This window comes from Bosea sp. Tri-49 (assembly GCF_003952665.1).
GTDB lineage: Bacteria > Pseudomonadota > Alphaproteobacteria > Rhizobiales > Beijerinckiaceae > Allobosea.
On the sequence record NZ_CP017946.1, the window covers coordinates 5,374,732 to 5,395,196 of the forward strand.

Genomic DNA, 20,465 nt, shown 5'->3' on the forward strand with positions numbered 1-20,465 from the left:
ATTCTCTCGACGCTATGTCTCCCGCGCAGCGGGGGCTGCCGGAAACGTCATCTCGAAACGGTTGCGCCCTAACTTCCGTTCGGATGAACTCTCCCTTCCGTTGGGTTCTGGTCACAAGGGGGCGTCATGCCGCTCAAGCACATTCTCGGTCTCGATCATGTCGTGGTGACGGTTCGCGATCTCGACGCCTCGGCCCGGCAATGGCAGAGCCTCGGCTTCACTGTCTCGCCGCGCGGCACGCACTCGGCCATTCTCGGCAGCGGCAACTATACGATCATGTTCGGCGACGATTATGTCGAGCTGCTCGGCATCCTCGCCGAGACCGAGCACAACAAGCCGACCCGCGACTTCCTCCGGGAACGCGAGGGCATCGAGCGGGCCGCCTTCACCACCGATGACGCAGCCGCCGGTGCGGCCGAACTCAAGAGCCGCGGCCTCGAGCCGCTTGGCCCTGTCCATTTCGGCCGTCCGGTCGACCTGCCCAATGGCGGCAAGGGCGAGGCCAAGTTCAACGTCTTCCGCTGGCCGCTCGACGAGAACCCCGGCAGCCTGCGTATCTTCGCCTGCCAGCATTTGACCCGCGAGACGGTCTGGATTCCCGAGCTGCAGAGCCATGCCAATGGCGCGAGCCGTATCATCCGCATCGAGGTGCTCGCCGATGATCCGAAGGCCGCGGCCGAGCATCTGAGCCGGCTGATAGACGAGCCAGTCAAGCAGCAGGATGATGGCTGGCTGGTGCCCTCCGGCGGCAACCGCGCTGACTTCCTGTTCTACGATGCCGCTGGCCTCGCCCGGCGCTACCCGGATGCGGTGCGGGTCGGCGCCGGACCAGCCGGAGCGGTTGCGATCGTGCTGGCGAGCACCGATCTCGATGGCGCCGCCAAGGCTTTCGGTCCTGTCGGCGTCCGCCATGGTGCGGTGCTCAGCGTTCCCGCCGCCTCGGCCAATGGCCTGATCGTGAGCTTCCTGCCGCAATAGTGCGGCTTTCCCCTTTTCGAGAACGGCCACGTCGCATTGACGGGGCTTTGTGACGACCCCATCGTGCCTGATATGCACGCCGGCCCAGGAGATCATCCATGGATATGACCCGCCGCGCCGCGCTGATGACCAGCGCCGCTATCGCCTCCAGCGTGCTGTTCCCGATGCGCTCTTTCGGCCAGGAAACGCCGCGCAAGGGCGGCGTCTTCACCGTCCATTACGGCGCCGAGCAGCGCCAGCTCAACCCGAGCCTGCAGGCCTCGACCGGCGTCTACATCATCGGCGGCAAGATCCAGGAGCAGCTGGTCGACCTCGACGCCAAGGGCCAGCCCGTCGGCGTGCTCGCCGAGAGCTGGGAGGCTGCGCCCGACGGCAAGACCATCACCTTCAAGCTCCGCCCCGGCGTGACCTGGCATGACGGCAAGCCCTTCACCTCCGCCGACGTGCAGTTCACGGCGATGGAGATGTGGAAGAAGATTCTGAACTACGGCACCACGCTGCAACTCTTCCTCACCGCGGTCGACACGCCGGACCCGCTGACGGCGGTATTCCGCTATGAGCGCCCGATGCCCCTCAACCTCTTGCTGCGCGCCCTGCCGGACCTCGGCTATGTCTCGCCGCGCCATCTCTACGAGGGCAAGGGCGACATCCGCCAGAACCCGGTCAATCTCGCCCCGGTCGGCACCGGCCCGTTCAAGTTCGTCCAGTATGAGCGCGGCCAGCACGTCATCGCCGAGCGCAATCCGAACTACTGGCGCGCCAACGCGCCCTATCTCGACAGGATCGTCTGGCGCGTGGTCACCGACCGCGCCGCGGCGGCCGCCCAGATGGAAGCCGGGCAGATCCATTACAGTCCGTTCTCAGGCCTGACGATCTCGGACTCGGCCCGCCTCGGCAAGGATCCGCGCTTCATCGTCTCGACCAAGGGCAATGAGGGCAACGCCCGTACCAACACGATCGAGTTCAATTTCCGCCGCAAGGAGCTCGCCGACATCCGCGTCAGGCGCGCCATCGCGCATGCGCTCGACATCCCGTTCTTCATCGAGAACTTCCTCGGTGATTTCGCCAAGCGCGGCACCGGGCCGATCCCCTCGGTTTCGACCGATTTCTATCCGGCCGACAACGGCCCGCAGTATCCGTTCGACAAGAAGCTCGCCGCGAAGCTGCTCGACGAGGCCGGCTTCAAGCCCGGCACTGGGGGAACGCGCTTCTCGCTGCGGCTCTTGCCTGCGCCCTGGGGTGAGGACATCACGCTCTTCGCCACCTTCATCCAGCAGTCGCTCGCCGACGTCGGCATCAAGGTCGAGATCGTTCGCACCGATGGCGGCGGCTATCTGAAGCAGGTCTATGACGACCACGCCTTCGACCTCGCCACCGGCTGGCACCAGTACCGCAACGACCCGGCCGTCTCGACCACGGTGTGGTACCGCTCCGGCCAGCCCAAGGGCGCACCCTGGACCAATCAGTGGGACTGGACCGATCCGACCATCGACAAGCTCATCGACGATGCGGCGACCGAGGTCGATACGGCCAAGCGCAAGGCGCTCTATGGCGACTTCGTGCGGCGCGCCAACACCGAGCTGCCGATCTGGACGCCGATCGAGCAGATCTTCCTGACCGCGATCAGCGCCAAGGCCCGCAACCACTCCAACACGCCGCGTTGGGGTTCGTCCTCCTGGCACGATCTGTGGCTGGCGGAGTGACGATCTCGCCAACCTTGCCAGTGTTGCCATGCGTGTCCTGACTCTCGCGGGGCGGCGTCTTGCCGCCTCGATCCCGACCCTGTTCCTGATCCTGATCGGGGTCTTCCTGCTGCTGCAGCTCGCGCCCGGCGACACCGTCGATGCGCTGATGGCGCAGATGGGCGGCGGCGACGCTACCACCGCCAAGCAGCTGCGCGAGTTCTACGGGCTCGACCTCTCGGTCTGGGCCCAGCTCGGCAATTATCTCTGGCGGCTGGTCCGGCTCGATCTCGGCTTCTCCGCGATCTACGGCAAGCCGGTGGCGACGGTAATCGCCGAGCGGCTGCCGGCGACCATCCTCTTGATGACCGCTTCGCTTTCCTTCGCTTTCTTCTTCGGGCTGATCCTCGGCGTCGTCGCGGCGCGCGGCGTCAATAAATGGCCGGACACGCTGATCTCGACTTTCGGCCTGATGTTCTATGCGATGCCGACCTTCTGGTTCGGGCTGATGGCGATCGTCGTCTTCTCGATCTACCTGCAATGGCTACCGGCCGGCGGCTTCGAGGACATCGCCGTCAGCTACACTGGCTTACGGCGGACGCTCGACATCGCCCTGCACCTCGTACTGCCGACACTGACGCTCGGCCTGTTCTATATGGCGATTTATCTGCGCATCATGCGCGGCTCGATGCTCGAAGTGCTCAATCTCGACTTCGTCCGCACTGCGCGCTCGAAGGGCATGGACGAGACGCGCGTCGTGGTGCGGCATGTGCTGCGCAACGCGCTGCTGCCCATGGTGACGCTGATCGGCCTGCAGGCCGGCACCATGCTCGGCGGCTCGGTCGTGGTCGAAAGTGTGTTCTCGCTGCCGGGGCTCGGGCGCCTTGCCTATGAATCGGTGATCCAGCGCGACCTCAACACGCTGCTCGGCATCGTCTTCGTCTCCGCGCTGCTGGTGATCGCAGTCAACTTCATCGTCGACCTGCTCTATGCCCGGCTCGATCCGCGCATCACGGCGGGGAGCTGAGCCATGGACCTGGTGAAGCTCTATGTCCGCAGCCCCGCTGCCGTCATCGGCCTCTTGCTGCTCATCCTCGTGCTCGCCATGGCCGCGAGTGCCGACTTTCTCTATCCGCGCGATCCGCTGGCGCTCGCCGGGCGGCCGCTGATCTGGCCGTTCAGCAATCCGCGCTTCCTGCTCGGCACCGATAATTCCGGCCGCGACATCGCCGCCCAGATCTTCCATGGCGCTCGCATCTCGCTGCTGATCGGCGGCGTCGCGACGGTGATCTCGGTCATGATCGGCATCACCATCGGCGCCCTTGCGGGCTATTACGGCAGCTGGGTGGATACCGCGCTGATGCGCGTCACTGAGGCGTTCCAGACCCTGCCGAACTTCCTGCTGCTGCTGGTGTTGGTCGCGGTCTTCGGCTCGACCATCACCACCGTGACGGTCGCAATCGGCATCGTCTCCTGGCCGGCTTCTGCCCGGCTGACGCGGGCCGAGTTCCTCTCGCTGCGCAACCGCGAATTCGTGCAGGCCGGCCGGACGCTCGGCCTCAAGGACATCAAGCTGATCTTCGGCGAGATCCTGCCGAACGCGCTGCCGCCGGTGATCGTCTATGCCAGCGTGGTGATGGCGATCGCGATCCTGCTCGAAAGCGCGCTGGCCTTCCTCAAGCTCTCTGACCCGAACGTCGCCTCATGGGGCAATCTGATCGGCGCCGGCCGCGATGTGCTGCGCGTGCAATGGTATGTCTCGGCCATTCCCGGCATCGCCATCCTCGTCACAGTGCTTGCCGTCTCGCTGGTCGGGCAGGGGCTCAACGACGCCCTCAATCCGAGGCTGAAGAGCCGATGAGCCCGATCCTCGTCCTCGACGATGTCAGCGTGAAGCTGCCGGCCGGCGGCGATCGTTCGCACGCCATGGAACAGGTCTCGCTCTCGCTGGCGGCGAACGAGATCCTCTGCGTCGTCGGCGAATCCGGCTCCGGCAAGTCGATGATGGCCAACGCGATCATGCGGCTCCTGCCCGGTGGCGTCACGATCGACGGTGGCCGCATCCTGTTCGAGGCGCGCGACCTCTGCGGGCTCAGCGAAGCCGAGATGCGCAAGGTGCGCGGCGCCGGCATCGCCATGATCTTCCAGGAGCCGATGACGGCGCTCAACCCGCTGCGCAGCATCGGCGATCAGATCGGCGAGATGTTCGAGCTGCATACCGAATTGTCCGCGGCCGAGATCAAGGCCCGCACGCTCGCGCTGCTCGAGGAAGTCCGCATTCCCGATCCGACGCTCGCCTTCAAGGCCTATCCGCACGAGCTTTCCGGCGGCCAGCGCCAGCGCGCCATGATCGCGATGGCGCTGGCGCTCGATCCCAAGGTACTGATTGCCGACGAGCCGACGACGGCACTCGACGTCACCACCCAGGCGCAGATTCTCAAGCTCATCCGCGATCTGCAGCGCCGCAAGGGCACGGCTGTCCTGTTCATCACCCATGATTTCGGCGTCGTCGCCGAGATTGCCGACCGGGTCGCGGTGATGAGCAAGGGCCAGGTCGTCGAGCAAGGCGCGACGCAGGCCGTGCTCGGCGATCCGCAGCACGCCTATACCAGGCAATTGATCGCCGCGGTTCCGCCGCTGAAGGCGCCGCCGCCGCGGCTGTTGTCCGACGAGCCGATCATGACGATCGGCCATGTCTCGAAGACCTATCGCACCGGCGGTTTCCTCGGGCGCGGCCAGCGCGTCACCCATGCGGTCAAGGATGTCTCGCTGGTGCTGCCCAAGGGCGCGACGCTCGGCATCGTCGGCGAGTCCGGCTCGGGCAAGTCGACATTGGCGCGTTGCCTGGTGCGGCTGATCGATCCCGAGAGCGGCGAGATTCGCCTGAACGGCGTCGACCTCGCCAGCCTCAGCCGCGAGGAGATGCGATCGGCGACGCGCGATATCCAGATGGTGTTCCAGGATCCGTTCGCCTCGCTGAATCCGCGCCGCAAGGCCGGCGAGGCGGTGGCGCAGGGGCTGATCGTGCATGGCATGGCGCGCCCTCAGGCGATGGCTCGGGCCAGGGAACTGTTCGGGCTGGTCGGGCTCGACCCGGCCTCGACCGAACGCTACCCGCATGAATTCTCCGGCGGCCAGCGCCAGCGCATCGGCCTTGCCCGGGCGCTGGCGCTGGAGCCGGAGGTGCTGGTCGCCGACGAGCCGGTCTCGGCGCTCGATGTGTCCGTGCAGGCGCAGGTGTTGAAGCTCCTGGCGGAGCTGCGGCAACGCCTCGGCTTGTCGATCGTCTTCATCACCCATGATCTGCGTGTCGCGGCGCAGGTCTGTGATCTCGTCGCGGTGATGAAGAGCGGAGAGGTGGTGGAAGCCGGGCCGATCGGCACGGTTTTCGGTGAGCCGCAGCACCCCTACACCAAGGCGCTGCTCGCCTCGATCCCTGGTCGCGAGTTCGGTGAAGGGCAAAGGTTCGCCGAGGAGGCGATGACCTGATCCGGGATCGCCGCCATCGATCTCGACCTTCGCGGCATGGCGCCCTCTATTTTCGATGCTCCCGCGACAGGGCCGTTTCGAGGTGCCGGCTGTAGAGCGACATGCCGAAGCAGACTGCGAAGTAGAATATGGCGCCGGCGACATAGGCCTCCGTCGAGAAGCCCAGCCAGGCTGGGTCGGAGAGGCTCGCCTTGAAGGTGCCCAGCAGGTCGAAGACGCCGATCACCAAGACGAGGCTGGTGTCCTTGAAGATCATGATGAAGGTGTTGACCTGGGCGGGGATGACGGCCTTCAGCGCCTGCGGGAGAATGACGAGGCGCAGCGTCTGCCAGCGCGTCAGGGCTAGTGACGATGCGCCTTCCGATTGGCCCTGGGGAACCGATTGCAGGCCGGCGCGGAAGATCTCGGCGAGATAGGCCGAGCCGAAGATGGTGAAGCCGACCTGTGCCCTGACGAGCACTTCGAGCTCGACGCCCTCGGGCAGGAAGAGTGGCACCATGATCGAGGCCAGGAACAGGATCGAGATTAGCGGCACGCCGCGCACGAGCTCGATCCAGGCGATCGAGAGCAGGCGGACGACCCGCATCTGCGACAGGCGCCCGAGCGCGAGGATCAGGCCGAGCGGGTAGGCGGTTGCGAGAGCGACGACCGCGATCCAGACGGTGACGACAAGGCCGCTCCAGGTCCGCAACGGTGCCGGCGTCAGGCCGAAGGCGCTGCCCTGCAGGAAGAGGGCGGTGAAGACGAGCAGCGCCACCCAGGCCAGCAGCAGGCTGCGCCCCCAGAAGGCGCGGTAGAGGCTAGCTGCGATCAGCGCGCCGATGAGACAGAGTGCCAGCACGACGCGCCAATGGGCCTCTTCAGGCACGAAACCGAAGATGAAGAAGTCGAGCTTGTCGGCGATGAAGGCCCAGCAGGCGCCCGAGGCTGCCCGGCAGGCGGCGGCGTCACCATGGAAGACGGCTTCAGCCCAACTCCAAGCATAAAGCTTCGCTGCCAACCATAGGCTGAAGGCGGTGCAGGCGGCGGTGATCGCGAGGTTCGCCCAACCGGAAAAGAGAGGCCTGAGCCTTTCCGGCAACCAGCCGGCTGTCGGGCGAGACAGGGACGCCGTCTCCATCTCAATGCCCCTTCATTGCAAAGGCGGCATTCAGGCGATTCATCAGCGCCGAGATGGTGAGGTTCAGCGTCAGATAGCAGCCCATGAAGATGAAAATGACCTCCAGCGCCTGGCCGGTCTGATTGATCACGGTGTTGGAGATGTTGATCAGGTCGGGGAAGCCGATGGCGACCGCCAGCGACGAGTTCTTGGTCAGGTTGATGTACTGGCTGGCGAGCGGCGGAATGATCGTGCGCATGGCCTGGGGCAGGATCACGAGGCGCATGATCCTTCGCGCGGGCAGGCCGAGCGCGCGAGCCGCTTCCCACTGGCCCTTGGGAACGCTCTGGATGCCGCCGCGGACGATCTCGGTGACGAAGGCCGTGGTGTAGAAGACGAGACCGAACAACAGCGCGGCGAATTCGGGGCTCAATTCCTGCCCCCCGACGAAATTGAAACCGCGCAGCTCCGGTACATCGATCGCGATCGGGCTTGCGGCCAGTTGCAAGCCGGCGAGCGGCGCGAGAGCCAGCACGGTCAGCCCCCAGGCGAGAATATGCGGCCTCCGGCCAGTCCGCTCCTGAACGCGCCGCGCCCACCATTGCAGCGCGAGCCAGGCGATACCGGCGACGACCAGGCCGAGCACCGCGAAGAACAGCCCGTCATTGGCGACGAAGGACGGCAGCCTGAGGCCGCGGTTCGACAGGAAAACGCCGGGCAGGGGCGAGATCGCCTGGCGCGGGCCGCTGAGGCGGGTGCAGAGCGAATACCAGAAGAACAGCTGCAGCAGCAGCGGCACGTTCCGGCCGATCTCGACATAGACGCCGACGAGTCGCGACAGGGACGGGTTCGGAGAGAGCCTGAGGACACCGAACAGCACGCCGAAGACGGTCGTCAGCAGGCAGCCGAAAAAGGCGATCACGACCGTATTCGACAGCCCCGCCAGAAGCGCTCGGGCATAGGTGTCGGCCGGCGAGTAGGGGATCATGCTCTCGCCGATGGCGAAATTCGCGGTCCTGTGGAGGAAGGCGAAACCGACCTCGAGGCCGCGCCGGGCGATGTTGCCTGACGCGTTCCACCAGAGGAGCACGGCGACGGCGATTACACAGGCGAGCAAAGCCGCCTGAAAGACCATCTTCCGGACGCCGATGTCGTTCCACAGATCGGCAAGGCTGCGAGATCTGGCCGGAGCGACAGGCGTCATGACTATGATCCCGGTTCGCCGACGGCTCAGCGCGACGGCGGCGTGTAGAGGGCACCGCCTTGCGTGTAGAGCCGGTTCAGGCCGCGCGGGATGGCGAGCGGGGTCTTCTCGCCGAGATATTTCTCGTAAAGCTCGCCATAATTCCCGATCTGCTTGATGATGGTGTAGGCGTATTTCTCGTTCACCCCGAGCGCAGCGCCGAGGCCGGGCTCGACCCCAAGAAAGCGCCGGATCTCGGGGTCGGTGCTCTTCGCCATCTCGTCGACATTGGCCTGGGTGATGCCGAGTTCCTCGGCGTTGACCAGCGTGTTGAAGCTCCAGGCGATGATGTCGCGGAATTCCTCGTCGCCCTGTCGGACGGCGATGCCGAGCGGCTCCTTGGAGAGCCGGTCGGGCAGGATGATGTGCTCGGCCGGATTGGCCAGGGTCGAGCGCTGCGCTGCGAGCGTGGTCGCGTCCGAGGTCAGCGCATCGCAGCGCCCGTCCGCATAGGCCCGGGTCAGCTCGTCGCGCGACTGGATCACGACGGGCGTGAACTTCATGTTGTTCTTGCGGAAGAAGTCGGTGAGCGCGAGCTCGGTCGTGGTTCCCGGCTGAACGCAGACAGTGGCGCCATTGAGGTCCTTGCCTGAGGCCACATTCAGCTTCTTGGGCACGAGAATGCCCTGGCCGTCCATGAAGCTGATGGCTGGGAAATTGAACTTCAACTGCGTATCCCGCGTCATCACATAGGTCGTGTTGTTGGTGAGGACGTCGACCTCGCCGGACTGGAGCGCGGGGAAACGGGTCTGCGTCGTCAGGGCCGAGATCTGGATCTTGTCGGCGTCGCCGAAGATCGTCGCGGCGATGGCGCGGCAGAGCTCGACATTGAAGCCGATCCATTTTCCGCCCGAACCGGGTACGCCGAAGCCCGGGTTCGATGGGCCCTGTACCGCGCATTTGAGCGAGCCGCGCGCCTTGATGGCATCGAGCGTGGATCCGGCCTGGGCCGGGGCGATGAAAGCCAGCGAGGCGGCTCCGAACAAGGCTGCAGCAAAGCGCGACATGATGCTCTCTCCTTGAGGCATGCGAGGATGGTCAGGCGGGGTCAGCGATCTGCCAGGCGGCTTGCGCGTCGCGCGGCCGCCACGAGGGATTTCTGGGTCTGGCCGATATGCTCTTCGAGCAGGCTGACAGCCCGGTCTGTCTCCCCGCCACGGCAGAGCGAGACCAGCTCGCGGTGCTCCTGCATCGGCCGTTCCTTGCCGGCTGCGAGCGAGACCTGGGCCCGGGAGAAACGCCCGATATGACCCCAGGTTGCGCGGATCATCGCCAGCAGACGCGGGCGACGGCAGGGCTCGTAGAGCGCGAAATGGAAGAGCTCGTTGTGATCGCTCCAGGTTACCGGCGTGGTTGCGCCGTCATAGGAGCGAAGGATCTCGTCGAGATGCTCGAAATCCTCGATCGCCATGTTCGGGATGGCGAGCGTCAGGGCCCGGCATTCCAGTCCGATCCTGATATCGAGCAGCTCCAGGACCTCCTCCAGCGAGAGGCGCGTGACGATTGCGCCCTTGTTGGCGACCAGGGTGACGAGGCCCTCGGCTTCCAGCTGCCGCAGGGCTTCCCTCACCGGAATCCGGCTCGTCCCGAAGCGGGCGGCCAGCTCGTCCTGACGCAACTGCTCTCCGGCTCCGAAGGTCCCGTCGAAAATCGCCTGCCGCAGGCCGTCCCGAACCATCTCCGGCGCTGAAAGCTTGTCGGAACCGGATGCCGTCATCTGCGAACCTCCCAATCGATCCGTGCCATCGCTGGTCACAGCACGCCGCGGCTCGACAACGCGGCGAGCTCCGCCATCAGGGCCGTATCGTCATAGCGGGCAAGGCTCAGTGGCCGGGCGTAGGCAGGCAGCTCGCCGCCCGCGACCCAGGCCGCGCAGACCGAGCCCGTCGAGCAGGCGGCCATCGTGCCGAAGCCGGACAGTGCCCCAGCCATGAAGGCGCCTGGTGTTTTCATCGGGCCGATCAGAGGCCAGTTCTCGGCGGTCATGGCGTAATAGCCGCCATAGTGATGTGCCCCGCGCGGCAGGCGGCCGATATAGGCTTCGAGTTTCGGATGGAGGCGGCTTGCCGCGCGGATCACCGAATCCGGGAATTGGGAATCCGTCGGATCTTCCTCATGCGGATCGGCCGGGCGCTCGTTATAGGCCCAGCCCAGCTTGATCCATTTGCCGTCTTCGGCCCCATCCGGCCGGCAATGGACGCCGCCGGGCATCGGCCGCAGCAGTTTCGCGGCCTCGGCATCCTCGGAGAGGATCTCGCGCTCCTCCTCGGACCAGGCGATCTCCTGCCCGTCGAGGTCGATCGTGAACGGCATGTCGCGCGGAATCGCCTGCTCGCGATCCTCGAAGGAGATTTTCTGCTGGAAGACGCATGTGACCGGCAGGGTCTCCCCGAGCATTGCCGCGACATCCGCGAAGAATGGCCCGGCGGCGTTTACCAGCCTGTCTGCGCGCAGCGCGAAGCTGCCATCGGCGGTACTGACACGAAGAGCGAAGGGCGCTGTCCCCTCGATTGCGCTCACCTCGCCGCGGATCAGCTTTCCGCCGGCCGTGCGGATCGCCTCCAGCATGTACTGGCCGAGCTGCTGGCCGCTGATCGAGCCGGCGCGGCGGATGTGCAGAACGGTACGGATGTCCTTTGCCCAGCTCGGGAAGGTCGCCTGGATCAAGTCGGGATCGCAGAGGACATCGACGCCCTGCGGAGCTTTCTGCCAGTGCGCCGAAACCGGTGGGCTGTAGGACCCGGCGGAACCGGCCTCATGAACGCGGATTGGCCGATCGGGGCTCGCGCTGTAACCGCGGTGCAGATCCTCGATCAGGTCTTCTGGCAACGAACGGCGGGTCACCAGCGCATAGCCGCGACGCGTCATGTTGATGCGCTCGCTGCTCTCGCGCGCGATCGCCTCCATGAGGTCGATGCTGTGGTCGGTATAGGCGGTCATGACCGGATGCGGCCACCAGTTGCGGTAATTCTCGCCTGACTGGGCCGAGGTCAGGCTCATCGGGTCGCGCGGGTCGATCAGGACGACGTTGGCAATCCCGTGCTGCTTCACGAGGTAGTAGGCGCAGGCGATGCCGACGATGCCGGCGCCAACCACCGCAACTTCCGTCGAACGTTCCGACATATCCGTCACTTCAAATTCCTCGATCAAAGGCCAGTCGAACGCATGGGCCGAGAGGCCGCGCTCACAGGATTCCCAGTTCCCGGTAGGGTTCATTGTTCGCGACCCGGGCCCAGCCGAGCGGCGTCAGGTCGATCGTCTGAAAGGCGCCGTCGACGATCAGCTCCGCGACGGCCCGCCCGACGCCGGGAGCGTGCATTAGGCCATGGCCCGAAAAGCCGGCGGCCAGGATGAAATTCTCGCAGCCGCCGGTCCAAGGCCCGACGATGCCGTTGCCGTCGAACTCGTTCTGGTCGTAGAGCCCGGGCATGACGTTCTTCTCGCGCGTCCGCTCGAAGCCCGGAAAGCGATGGGCCAGCGCCGGCCAGACCACGCGCTCGAAATAGCCGTGGTCGGTCTCGAAGTTGAAGCCGCGCGGTTCGTTTCCGTCGGGAACACCGCCGGTGAAGCCCTTACCTTCCGGCCGGAAAGCGAGCCGGTTCAGATCCTTGACGTAGGGCAGCGGTTCGAAGGCGTGCTCGGATTCGAAATAGTGCTCGAAGCGCCGCATCGGCGCGATCGGGGCCGCCATGCCGATCATCCGGCAGACCTCGCCGGCCCAGGCGCCGGCTGCGTTCACCACCCAGTCGGCTGCGATCCGCGCGCCGCTTTCGAGCTCGACCGAGCGGACGCGGCCGTTGTCGGCGTGCAGGCTGACGACGCGGTCTGCGATGAAGGATGCGCCGAGTTCTCTGGCCTTGCGACGGAACCCCTGCAACACGCTGTTCGGGTCGAGCCAGCCATCCTCGACCGAGTGCGCCGCCAAGGCGAGATCGTCGACATGCATCGACGGAAAGCGGTCCTTGATTTCGGTGGGCCTCAGAATATCGAGGCGGACGCCGAGCCGGCTCTGAATCTCGGCATTGCGCTCGAGGAGACCCGCTCCGCTCTCACCGACGATGAAGAGATAGCCGCCGCGGTGGTAGCCGATCTCGGCATGCTCCCCGTCGACAGCCATACCCTCGGCGAAGCGCTCGAAGAACGGGATGCTGAAGTTCGACAGCGCGATGTTCTCCCGCCCCGAGAACAGTCGCCTGACGCCGCCCGATGCTCGCGGGGTCGAGGCCTTTGCATAGGTCGGGTCTGGCTCGATGACCGCGACGCTCGGAGAATTGGGGCGGCTGCGCAGGAAGTAGGCGATGCTGGCGCCGATCGCTCCACCTCCAACGATGACAACATCGCAGCGCTGCATCCGCAAACCTCTCTTTCGAGGCGCTGGATAACATGTCATTTGAATTTATACAATCTTGATATGATAGTATCCATTACTGATGACCGCGCCTTTCCGCGCCGAGCGTGCTTGTGACCACAAGGCAGTCACGGGCGTTCAGGCGCCGCCGGCAAGGCAGCGAACGTTCGAGGTCAAAAGGCGAAAAAGCGCCGGGTTCCCGCTCAGCTCGGTCGCGCGCTCCAGAAGAGAGGAATGCCCTGCGGCAGGCCGGTGATGCTGGTGCGCCAGGCGCTCTGCGTCTTCCACTGACCGAGCGGGATGAAGGGCACGTCCTGCCAGGCCTGTTCCTGGATTGCCCGGCAGATCTTCTTACGCTCGGCAAGATCGGGAGCCTCGAACCAGGCGTCGCGCAAGCGCTCGATCTCCGGAGAGGTCAGCCAGCCGCCGGCGGCCTTGCCGTCGCCGCGCAGGCTGATGCTCACCGCTGGGTTGACGAGGTCGTTGCCGGACCAGGTGCCGACGAAGGCGCTCCAGCCACCGCCTTCGACCGGCTGCTGGCTGGTGCGCCGCTGCATCACCGTGCCCCAGTCGGTCGAGACATAATCGACATTCATGCCGATGCGGGTCAGCAGGTCCTGCGCGACCTGAGCCAGCGCATTGATCGCATCGATGTTCGAGGCGGCGAGCAGGACGACCCGCTCGCCGCGATAGCCGGCCGCCGCGAGGTCGCGCTTGGCCTTGGCGATGTCGCGAGGCCCGAACAGCCCGGCCATTCCGGCATCGCTCGCCATCGGCGTGCCGGGTGTGAAATAGCCGACCCGGTCGTTCCACATCGCGGGGTCGTCGCCGGCGACAGCCTGCATGAACGGTGCCTGATCGACTGCGCCGAGTACGGCGCGCCGGATCGCCGGGTTGTTGAAGGGTGGATGGAGATGGTTGAACCGGAACACGCCGACCGAGCCTGCCGGGTCGAGCGTCTCGACGACCACCTTGCGATTGCCCTTCAGCAAGGGAACGAGGTCTGGCGGCGGAGCCTCCCACCAGTCGATCTCGCCTGACTGGAGGGCGGCCGCGGCCGTGCCGGCATCGGGAATGGTGGTCCACTCCACCCGGTCGAAATGGGCGACCTTGGCGCCGGATACGAAGCTCGGTGCGCCCGGGGCAGGGACATAGCGATCGAATTTCGCATAGGCGGCCGAGGCGCCTGGCACGCGCTCTGAGGCGAGGAAGCGGAACGGCCCGCTGCCGATCGCCTCGGCGATCTGCGTCGTCTGCGGGGTGAGCGCGAGCCGCTCCGGCATGATCGCGCACATATATGGGCTGGCCTTGCCGAGCGCGGCGGGCAGCAGCGGGAAAGGATGCTTGAGCCGAAAGCGGATTTCGCGGTCGGAGGCAGCGGAGAGCTCGTCCGTCGCGGCCATGAGCTTTTGACCGAAGGCGTCGGCCGACGCCCAGCGCCGGATGCTGGCGACGCAATCCTGCGCGCGTACCGGCGTGCCGTCATGGAAGAGCAGGCCGTCCCGCAGCGTCAGCCGCCAGAGCCGGCCATCGTCCTCGATGACATGCCCCGCGACCATCTGCGGCTGCGGCTCGAAGCCGGAATCCAGCCCGTAGAGGGTATCGAACACCATGAAGCCGTGGTTGCGAGCGATGTAGGCCAGGGTCCAGACCGGATCGACGAAACTCAGATCGGCATGGGGCGCAAAGCGCAAGGTGCGGGCGCGGTTCGCCTGCGCATGCCCGAGGCGCGGCATGGAAAGGCTCGCCGCCGTGGCGGTCGCTCCGGCGATGAAGTGGCGGCGATGCATGCTCCCGATCTCCCGTTCAATAGAGGTTCCCGTAACGCCGTGCAGCCCATGGACCGGCGGTATTTTCAAATGCCGCCATGCACGAGCCGGCCCTCGAACCAGGTGGCGAGGACCTTCGTCTGCGCGATCGCCAGCGGATCGATCGTCATCAGGTCGCGGTCCAGCATGATCATGTCCGCCGATAATCCGGGCGCGAGCCGGCCGGTGCGATGGCCGAGCCGCATGGCCGCCGCCGGGTTGGTCGTATAGAGCGGCAGGACCTCGGCGACGCTCACGGCTTGATCGGGGGCGTGCGCGCCCTCGTGACGCCCGGTCGGATCCCGGCGGGTGACGAGGCCGCACATGGCCTCCCAGGGATCGAGATCGGGCGCGATCGTACGCCAGTCGGAGGCCGCGACCACCGCGGCGCCGGAGGCGAGGATGTCGCGCACCGGCCAGACCGTCGCATAGCGCTCGGTCCCGACCATCGCCTCATGCGTCCGGCTGGCGGAGTTCGGATGCCAGAGTGGTGGGCACATGTCGTGGAGGACGTTGAGCTCAGCCAGGCGCGGAATGTCCACCACAGCGATGAACTGGCCATGGGCGATCTGGTGTTGCGGCCCGCCGCGACCGTTGCGGCAGCGTACCTTCTCGACGGCATCGAGCACCATGCGGATGGCGCGGTCACCGACCGCATGCACCTTGACGCCGATGCCGTCGCGATCGAAGTCGGCGATCGCGACGGTGAGCTCGTCCAGCGTCAGCGATGTCGCGACCGGCGCCTCATCCGGCGCGCTGGCATAGGGGGCGAGCATCGCGGCCGTGCGCAGCGAAGGTACGCCGTCGAGGAAGATCTTGGCGAAGTCGGCGTTCATGTGCGGGCCGCAGAGCTCGCGGCGCCGCTCACGCATCGATTGCGCTTCGTCGGCCGAGTAGTTGGAACAGGTCGGGCTCAAAGCGAGATGGAAGGCGGCCCAGCAGGTCAGGGCGCCGGCATCGTCGAGGGTTCGGTAGAACTCCAGCATCTCCAGGCTCGCCGCTGCATCGGCGAAGCCGGTGATGCCGAGACTGTTGAGGTAGGCGATCGAGGCGCGCGCCGCCTCGGCCTTCCCGGCCGCCGACAGGTCCGGGATCGCGGCGGTGACGGCCCAGGCGCCGGATTCGACGAGCAGGCCGGTCGGCTGCCCCGAAGCGTCCTTGACGATCTCGCCATCCGGCGGATTGGGCGTTGCGGCATTGATGCCCGCGATCTGCAAGGCGGCAGAGTTGGCGAAATGGCCATGGCCGCTGAGATGCTGCAGCACGACCGGCTGGCCGCCGCTGACCGCATCGAGGGCCGCAAGTGCGCCCGGCTCTCGCATCCGGCGCAAGGCGAGCGCCCCATAGGAGTTGGCGACGACCCAATCGCGCCCACCGCCGCGCGTGCAGGCCGCTCCGATCTTGTGTAGGATGGCGTCAAAGTCGTCGGCCGTATCGAGCGCCGTGGTGTGGAGGCGCGCGATCATGCTCGAGAGCAGGTGGACGTGGAAGTCGATCAGCCCCGGCATCAGCATACGACCGCCGAGGTCGATGAGATTCGTTTCCTCTCCTCGGAGAGTCTGAACCTCGGTCCAGTTGCCGACCTTGACGACCTTGCCGCCGGCGACGGCGAGGGCCTCGGCCACCGGGTTCGCCTCGTCCATCGTGCGGATCACGCCGTTGTGCAGAATGGTTTCGGCTACGGGATCGGGCATCGGTCTTCCTGGCTCCTCACCTCGGAACAGTTCTGCATCGGGTGGCCGAAACGAAAAAACCGGCGCTTTCGCCCTGGCTCTCGCGAGCCCAGAGAAAAAGCGCCGGTTCGAATTGTTTCCCTGGAAGCCCGTCCCGGGGAGGGGCGATCCAGCACAAGTCACCTAGCACGTTCAGTACGTGCCGAAATTCGGCGTCTGTCAACCATGGCCACAGCCCTGCGATCAGGTCGCCGTTCTTGCCGTCAGGGGCGGTGCACCGGGCGGATTTTGAAAGATATCCGCATTTGCTCGGTTCTCGCTTCGGCGGTAATGAATTGTCGAGGTACTGGAATATCAACAGGCATATCTGCGGCATGATACGATGACGGCAAAGAAGGGCGAGAGCGGGCAGAAGCGTCGCCCGGCGCAGCGCGGAAAAAGCAAGAAAGAGTCGCTGCCGCTGTCCGAGCAGGCCTATATCGCCATCAAGGACCGGATCATCACCCTGTTCTTCGCGCCGGGGCAGTATCTCAACGAAGCGTCGATCTGCGAGCAGCTCGACATGGGCCGGACGCCGGTGCACCAGGCGCTGCAGCGGCTGCAGGCCGAGGGCCTCGTCGACGTCGTGCCGCGCAAGGGTGTGATCATCCAGCCGGACTCGATGGGGCAGGTGATCGAGATCCTCGACGCACGCCTCGTTGTCGAGCCGGCAATCGCGGCGCGCGCTGCCGAGCACGCGCGGCCCGAGGACATCAAGGAGGCCTGGGCCATCCTCGATCATCACCGGGATGATCCTCACGGCGGCGGCCGGATCGACGCCTTCGTCGAATGCGACCGCGCCTTCCATTCCCGGATCAGCGACATGTCGCAGTCGCGCATCCTGGGTGACTTCGCCAAGGCGCTGCACGAGCGCTCGATCCGCGCCTGGTATCTGCACCTCTGGCAGACGCTCGACACCGACGCTTCCGACCGCCAGCACCGCGCCGTTCTCGCCTCGATCGAAGCGCGCGACCCCGCAGCTGCGGCAGCAGCGATGCGCGACCACCTGAGTGGCCTTCGCGAGCGGGTGGTTCTTCTGCAGCAGCACGCGCCGAAGCGCGTTCCCTCATTACAAGCGCGCTAGGCGTCTTTCAGCGCGTCAGGCGGCAGCTTCGCGTCGCCTGACGATCCTCGTTCATCCCGTTCCTCGACGGCCTGTGTCCTCGCCTGGACAAAATCTGGGTGCGGCGACGCTTTGCTGCTTGCATTGGACATCATGTGAAATATCATGACGGACATCGTAAGCGTGACAGCTTGAAAGAAGGTCCATCATGCAGCTTCCCGCCGGCGCTCCGAGCCTCGAGGAAATCCTGATCCAGACGAACGACATGCCCTGGCGGGAAAAGTCGTTGAAGGGGGTGCACGAGAAGATGCTGTGGCGGGACGAGGCGACCGGCGCATCCGTCGCGCTAATCCGCTTCGAGAAGGGCGCCGGCATTCCCAAGCCGCACTCGCACGCCTCGAACCAGATGATGTTCTGCCTCTCCGGCCACTTCGAATACACGGCGACCGGCGTCACGCTGAAGCCCGGCAGCTTCTACTGCAATCCCAAGGGCAATGTGCACGGCCCGAGCCTCGCGATCGAGGAGACGGTCGTGGTCGAGATCTATGACGGTCCGCACTACCCGCAGACGCCGTCCTGGTACACCGACGAGCGCGACGCTCATTGATCGCCGGTCGAGCCGAGGTCCGCATCATGAGCAATCCCGGATTCCAACCCGCCGTCGCACTTCGCGACCTGGCCCAGGCCCTGCTCGCGAAGGTCGGCGCTCCCGTTGACCATGCCAGCCTGGTCGCCGAGGCCCTGGTCGATGCCGACATCGAAGGCCTCGGCTCACACGGTCTGATGCTGCTGCCGATGTATCTCGAGCGCATCGAGAAGGGCTCGGTCGATGCCGCGGCGAAGGGCGAGATCGTGGTCGACGCTGGTGCGCGCCTCACAATCGACGCTGCCAATGCGCTCGGTCAGGTCACAGCTGAGCGGGCTTCCGAGCTCGCAGTGGAGCGAGCGGCGACGCATGGCCTCGCCGCCATTGCCGTGCGCAACGCCTTCCATTTCGGCGCCGCCGGGCGTTTTGCGCGCAAGATCGCGCTCTCTGGTCAGATCGGCATCGTGATGGCCAATACCCGCCCGCTGTTGCCTGCGCCGGGCGGGGCCGAGCGCGTCGTCGGCAATAACCCGCTCGCCATCGCCGTGCCCACGGGCGGCGAGCCGCTCGTGCTCGATCTCGCCATGAGCGCCGGCGCCATGGGCAAGATCAGGCTGGCGCAGAGCCGCGGCGAGCCGATCCCGGAAGGCTGGGCCGCAACCGCCGACGGCTTGCCGACGACCGACGCGGCCGAGGCGATCAAGGGCATGCTCTTGCCAGCCGCCGGCGCCAAGGGCTTCGGCCTCGCCGTGATGGTCGACCTGCTCGCGGGCGGGCTGTCGGGCGGCGCCATCGGCGATGCCGTGCGCCCGCTCTATGGCGATCTCGCCGAGCCCTATGCCAGCGCAAATCTCTTCATCGCCATCGACATCGCCGGCTTTCGGCCGCTCAGCGAGTTCGAGGCGGCGGCCTCCGGCTTCGCCGAGCGCATCCGCGGCTCGAAATCCGCGCCCGGCGGACCTTCGATCCGCATGCCCGGTGACCGCGCAGCCAGGGCGCATCGCGACTTCGATGGCAATTGCCGCATCGCACCGGCGACGCTCTCGGCCTTGCGCGCCGCCGCCGAGCGGCTCGGCGTCCCGTTCCCGTCTTCCCTGTCCTGATCCCAAGGAGTTCCGACATGGCAAAGCAACAGATCACCAGCGCCAAGCTGCGCCAGCCGAACGGCCATTTTTCGCAGGCCACCGCGATCGAAGCTCGCGGCCGCCTTGTTTTCCTCTCCGGCATGACCTCCCGCCGCGCCGACGGCACGATCGCCGGCATCGGCGACGTCTCGGAGCAGACGCGGCAGGTCTGCGAGAATCTGAAGGCTGCGGTCGAGGAAGCCGGCGGCACGCTCGACGACATCTGCCGGGTCGACGTCTATGTCCGCAACATGGAGCATTTCGACGCGATCCATAAGGTGCGGCGCGAATACTTCACCGGCATCGCGCCAGCTTCCACGATGGTCGAGATCTGCAAGATGACCTCGCCGGACTATCTGATTGAGATCAACGCCATCGCCGTCATCCAGGACTGAGCGTCGATGCGCTACGTCAATCTGCGCCATGATGGCGGCGAGCGGCTGGGCCTCGTCGTCGACGATCAGGTCGTCCTGCTGCTGCCGGGCGCTGGCGATCTCGTCGCCTTTATCGGCCTGCCGCACAGCGAGCGGCAGGCGCTGATCGTCGCGAGCCTCGACAAGGGGACGCGCCTGCCGCTGGCAGGGGCGTCGTTGGCCGCGCCGATCCGCCGCTTCCGGCGTGACGTGCTCTGCACCGGCTGGAACTACTGGGACCATTTCGAGGAGAGCAAGGGCAAGCGCGAGGGGCAGGATGTCGACCGCCCGAAAGCGCCGACCTTCTTCACGAAGTCGCCCGACGTGGTGATCGGCCCGCAGGACGATATCGCCTTCGACGCCCGCATCTCCTTGAAATGGGACTATGAGGCCGAGATCGCGATCATCATCGGCAAGGGCGGCCGCAGCATCCCGCGTTCGCGGGCGCATGAGCACATCTTCGGCTTCTGCCTCGCCAACGACGTCTCGCAGCGCGACCTGCAGCGCCGCCATGGCGGACAGTGGCTGAAGGGCAAGAGCATCGACGGCACCATGCCGCTCGGTCCTCATGTGGTGACGCCGGACGAGATCGAGCTGCCCAAGGTCAGGCTGCAATGCCTGCTCAATGGCGAGCTCATGCAGAACGCCGTGGCGGCGCAGATGGCCTTCCCGGTCGACGAGCTCATCGCCGAGCTCTCCTTCGGCATGACGCTGCATCCGGGCGATGTCCTGCTGACGGGCACGCCGAGCGGCATCGGCAATGCGCGCGAGCCGCAGGTTTTCCTAAAGGCTGGCGACGAAGTGGTGGTTCGGGCCGAGGGCCTAGGCGAGCTGCGCAATCGCCTCGTCGCGCATGATCTCGCCGGAGAGAGCGACGTCGCGCCCTGAAGGGTGCGTCCATCAAGCGAAAGGGCCGGCTC

At 66.1% G+C, this 20,465-nt stretch carries 18 protein-coding genes; 10 read left to right on the plus strand and 8 right to left on the minus strand.

Going from position 1 to position 20,465, the window contains the following annotated elements:
* Positions 1–126 precede the first annotated feature (126 nt).
* The 5 genes from BLM15_RS25890 (at position 127) to BLM15_RS25910 (ending at position 6,149) form a co-directional block, all read left to right on the plus strand.
* The gene (locus BLM15_RS25890) at positions 127–978 is read left to right on the plus strand and encodes a VOC family protein (protein ID WP_126115443.1); all 852 of its coding nucleotides are present in this window, start codon (positions 127–129) and stop codon (positions 976–978) included.
* Positions 979–1,076: 98 nt separating this feature from the next.
* Entirely contained in the window at positions 1,077–2,681 is a 1,605-nt protein-coding gene (locus BLM15_RS25895; protein ID WP_126115444.1) for an ABC transporter substrate-binding protein, read from the plus strand.
* A 28-nt stretch (positions 2,682–2,709) separates the two neighbouring features.
* Positions 2,710–3,687, plus strand: a complete 978-nt coding sequence (locus tag BLM15_RS25900) for an ABC transporter permease (protein ID WP_126115445.1) — start codon at positions 2,710–2,712, stop codon at positions 3,685–3,687.
* A 3-nt stretch (positions 3,688–3,690) separates the two neighbouring features.
* Entirely contained in the window at positions 3,691–4,521 is an 831-nt protein-coding gene (locus tag BLM15_RS25905) for an ABC transporter permease (protein ID WP_126115446.1), read from the plus strand.
* A complete protein-coding gene (locus BLM15_RS25910) occupies positions 4,518–6,149 on the plus strand; it encodes an ABC transporter ATP-binding protein (protein WP_126115447.1) in 1,632 nt (543 codons plus the stop codon). Before BLM15_RS25905 ends, BLM15_RS25910 begins: the two co-directional genes overlap by 4 nt.
* Before the next feature lie 46 nt (positions 6,150–6,195).
* Here the strand turns inward: BLM15_RS25910 and BLM15_RS25915 are convergent, their stop codons facing one another.
* The 8 genes from BLM15_RS25915 to BLM15_RS25950 all read right to left on the minus strand — a co-directional run bounded on the left by BLM15_RS25915 (position 6,196) and on the right by BLM15_RS25950 (position 16,341).
* Positions 6,196–7,149, minus strand: a complete 954-nt coding sequence (locus BLM15_RS25915; RefSeq protein ID WP_164547644.1) for an amino acid ABC transporter permease — start codon at positions 7,147–7,149, stop codon at positions 6,196–6,198.
* Positions 7,150–7,270: 121 nt separating this feature from the next.
* Positions 7,271–8,452, minus strand: a complete 1,182-nt coding sequence (locus tag BLM15_RS25920) for an amino acid ABC transporter permease (protein ID WP_126115449.1) — start codon at positions 8,450–8,452, stop codon at positions 7,271–7,273.
* 26 nt (positions 8,453–8,478) lie between these two features.
* Positions 8,479–9,498 carry an amino acid ABC transporter substrate-binding protein gene (locus BLM15_RS25925; protein WP_126115450.1) on the minus strand — a complete coding sequence of 340 codons (1,020 nt, stop codon included), beginning with the start codon at positions 9,496–9,498 and terminating at the stop codon, positions 8,479–8,481.
* A 41-nt stretch (positions 9,499–9,539) separates the two neighbouring features.
* Positions 9,540–10,208 (minus strand): GntR family transcriptional regulator, encoded by a 669-nt coding sequence (locus BLM15_RS25930; protein ID WP_126115451.1) that lies wholly within the window; start codon positions 10,206–10,208, stop codon positions 9,540–9,542.
* A gap of 35 nt (positions 10,209–10,243) precedes the next feature.
* Entirely contained in the window at positions 10,244–11,614 is a 1,371-nt protein-coding gene (locus BLM15_RS25935) for an NAD(P)/FAD-dependent oxidoreductase (RefSeq protein WP_126115452.1), read from the minus strand.
* 61 nt (positions 11,615–11,675) lie between these two features.
* Positions 11,676–12,842 (minus strand): NAD(P)/FAD-dependent oxidoreductase, encoded by a 1,167-nt coding sequence (locus BLM15_RS25940; protein WP_126115453.1) that lies wholly within the window; start codon positions 12,840–12,842, stop codon positions 11,676–11,678.
* A gap of 200 nt (positions 12,843–13,042) precedes the next feature.
* Positions 13,043–14,629 carry an ABC transporter substrate-binding protein gene (locus BLM15_RS25945; protein ID WP_126115454.1) on the minus strand — a complete coding sequence of 529 codons (1,587 nt, stop codon included), beginning with the start codon at positions 14,627–14,629 and terminating at the stop codon, positions 13,043–13,045.
* 65 nt (positions 14,630–14,694) lie between these two features.
* A complete protein-coding gene (locus BLM15_RS25950; RefSeq protein ID WP_126115455.1) occupies positions 14,695–16,341 on the minus strand; it encodes an amidohydrolase in 1,647 nt (548 codons plus the stop codon).
* Between the two features lie 361 nt (positions 16,342–16,702).
* Between BLM15_RS25950 and BLM15_RS25955 the strand changes: the two genes are divergently transcribed.
* The 5 genes from BLM15_RS25955 (at position 16,703) to BLM15_RS25975 (ending at position 20,433) form a co-directional block, all read left to right on the plus strand.
* Positions 16,703–17,443, plus strand: coding sequence for a GntR family transcriptional regulator (locus BLM15_RS25955; RefSeq protein WP_126115456.1), 741 nt, complete (start codon positions 16,703–16,705; stop codon positions 17,441–17,443).
* Between the two features lie 187 nt (positions 17,444–17,630).
* Positions 17,631–18,029: a cupin domain-containing protein gene (locus BLM15_RS25960; protein ID WP_126115457.1), complete on the plus strand. Its 399-nt coding sequence runs from the start codon at positions 17,631–17,633 to the stop codon at positions 18,027–18,029.
* 26 nt (positions 18,030–18,055) lie between these two features.
* Entirely contained in the window at positions 18,056–19,111 is a 1,056-nt protein-coding gene (locus tag BLM15_RS25965) for an Ldh family oxidoreductase (RefSeq protein WP_126115458.1), read from the plus strand.
* A gap of 17 nt (positions 19,112–19,128) precedes the next feature.
* Positions 19,129–19,527: a RidA family protein gene (locus BLM15_RS25970; RefSeq protein ID WP_126115459.1), complete on the plus strand. Its 399-nt coding sequence runs from the start codon at positions 19,129–19,131 to the stop codon at positions 19,525–19,527.
* A gap of 6 nt (positions 19,528–19,533) precedes the next feature.
* Positions 19,534–20,433: a fumarylacetoacetate hydrolase family protein gene (locus tag BLM15_RS25975; protein ID WP_126115460.1), complete on the plus strand. Its 900-nt coding sequence runs from the start codon at positions 19,534–19,536 to the stop codon at positions 20,431–20,433.
* Positions 20,434–20,465: the final 32 nt, after the last annotated feature.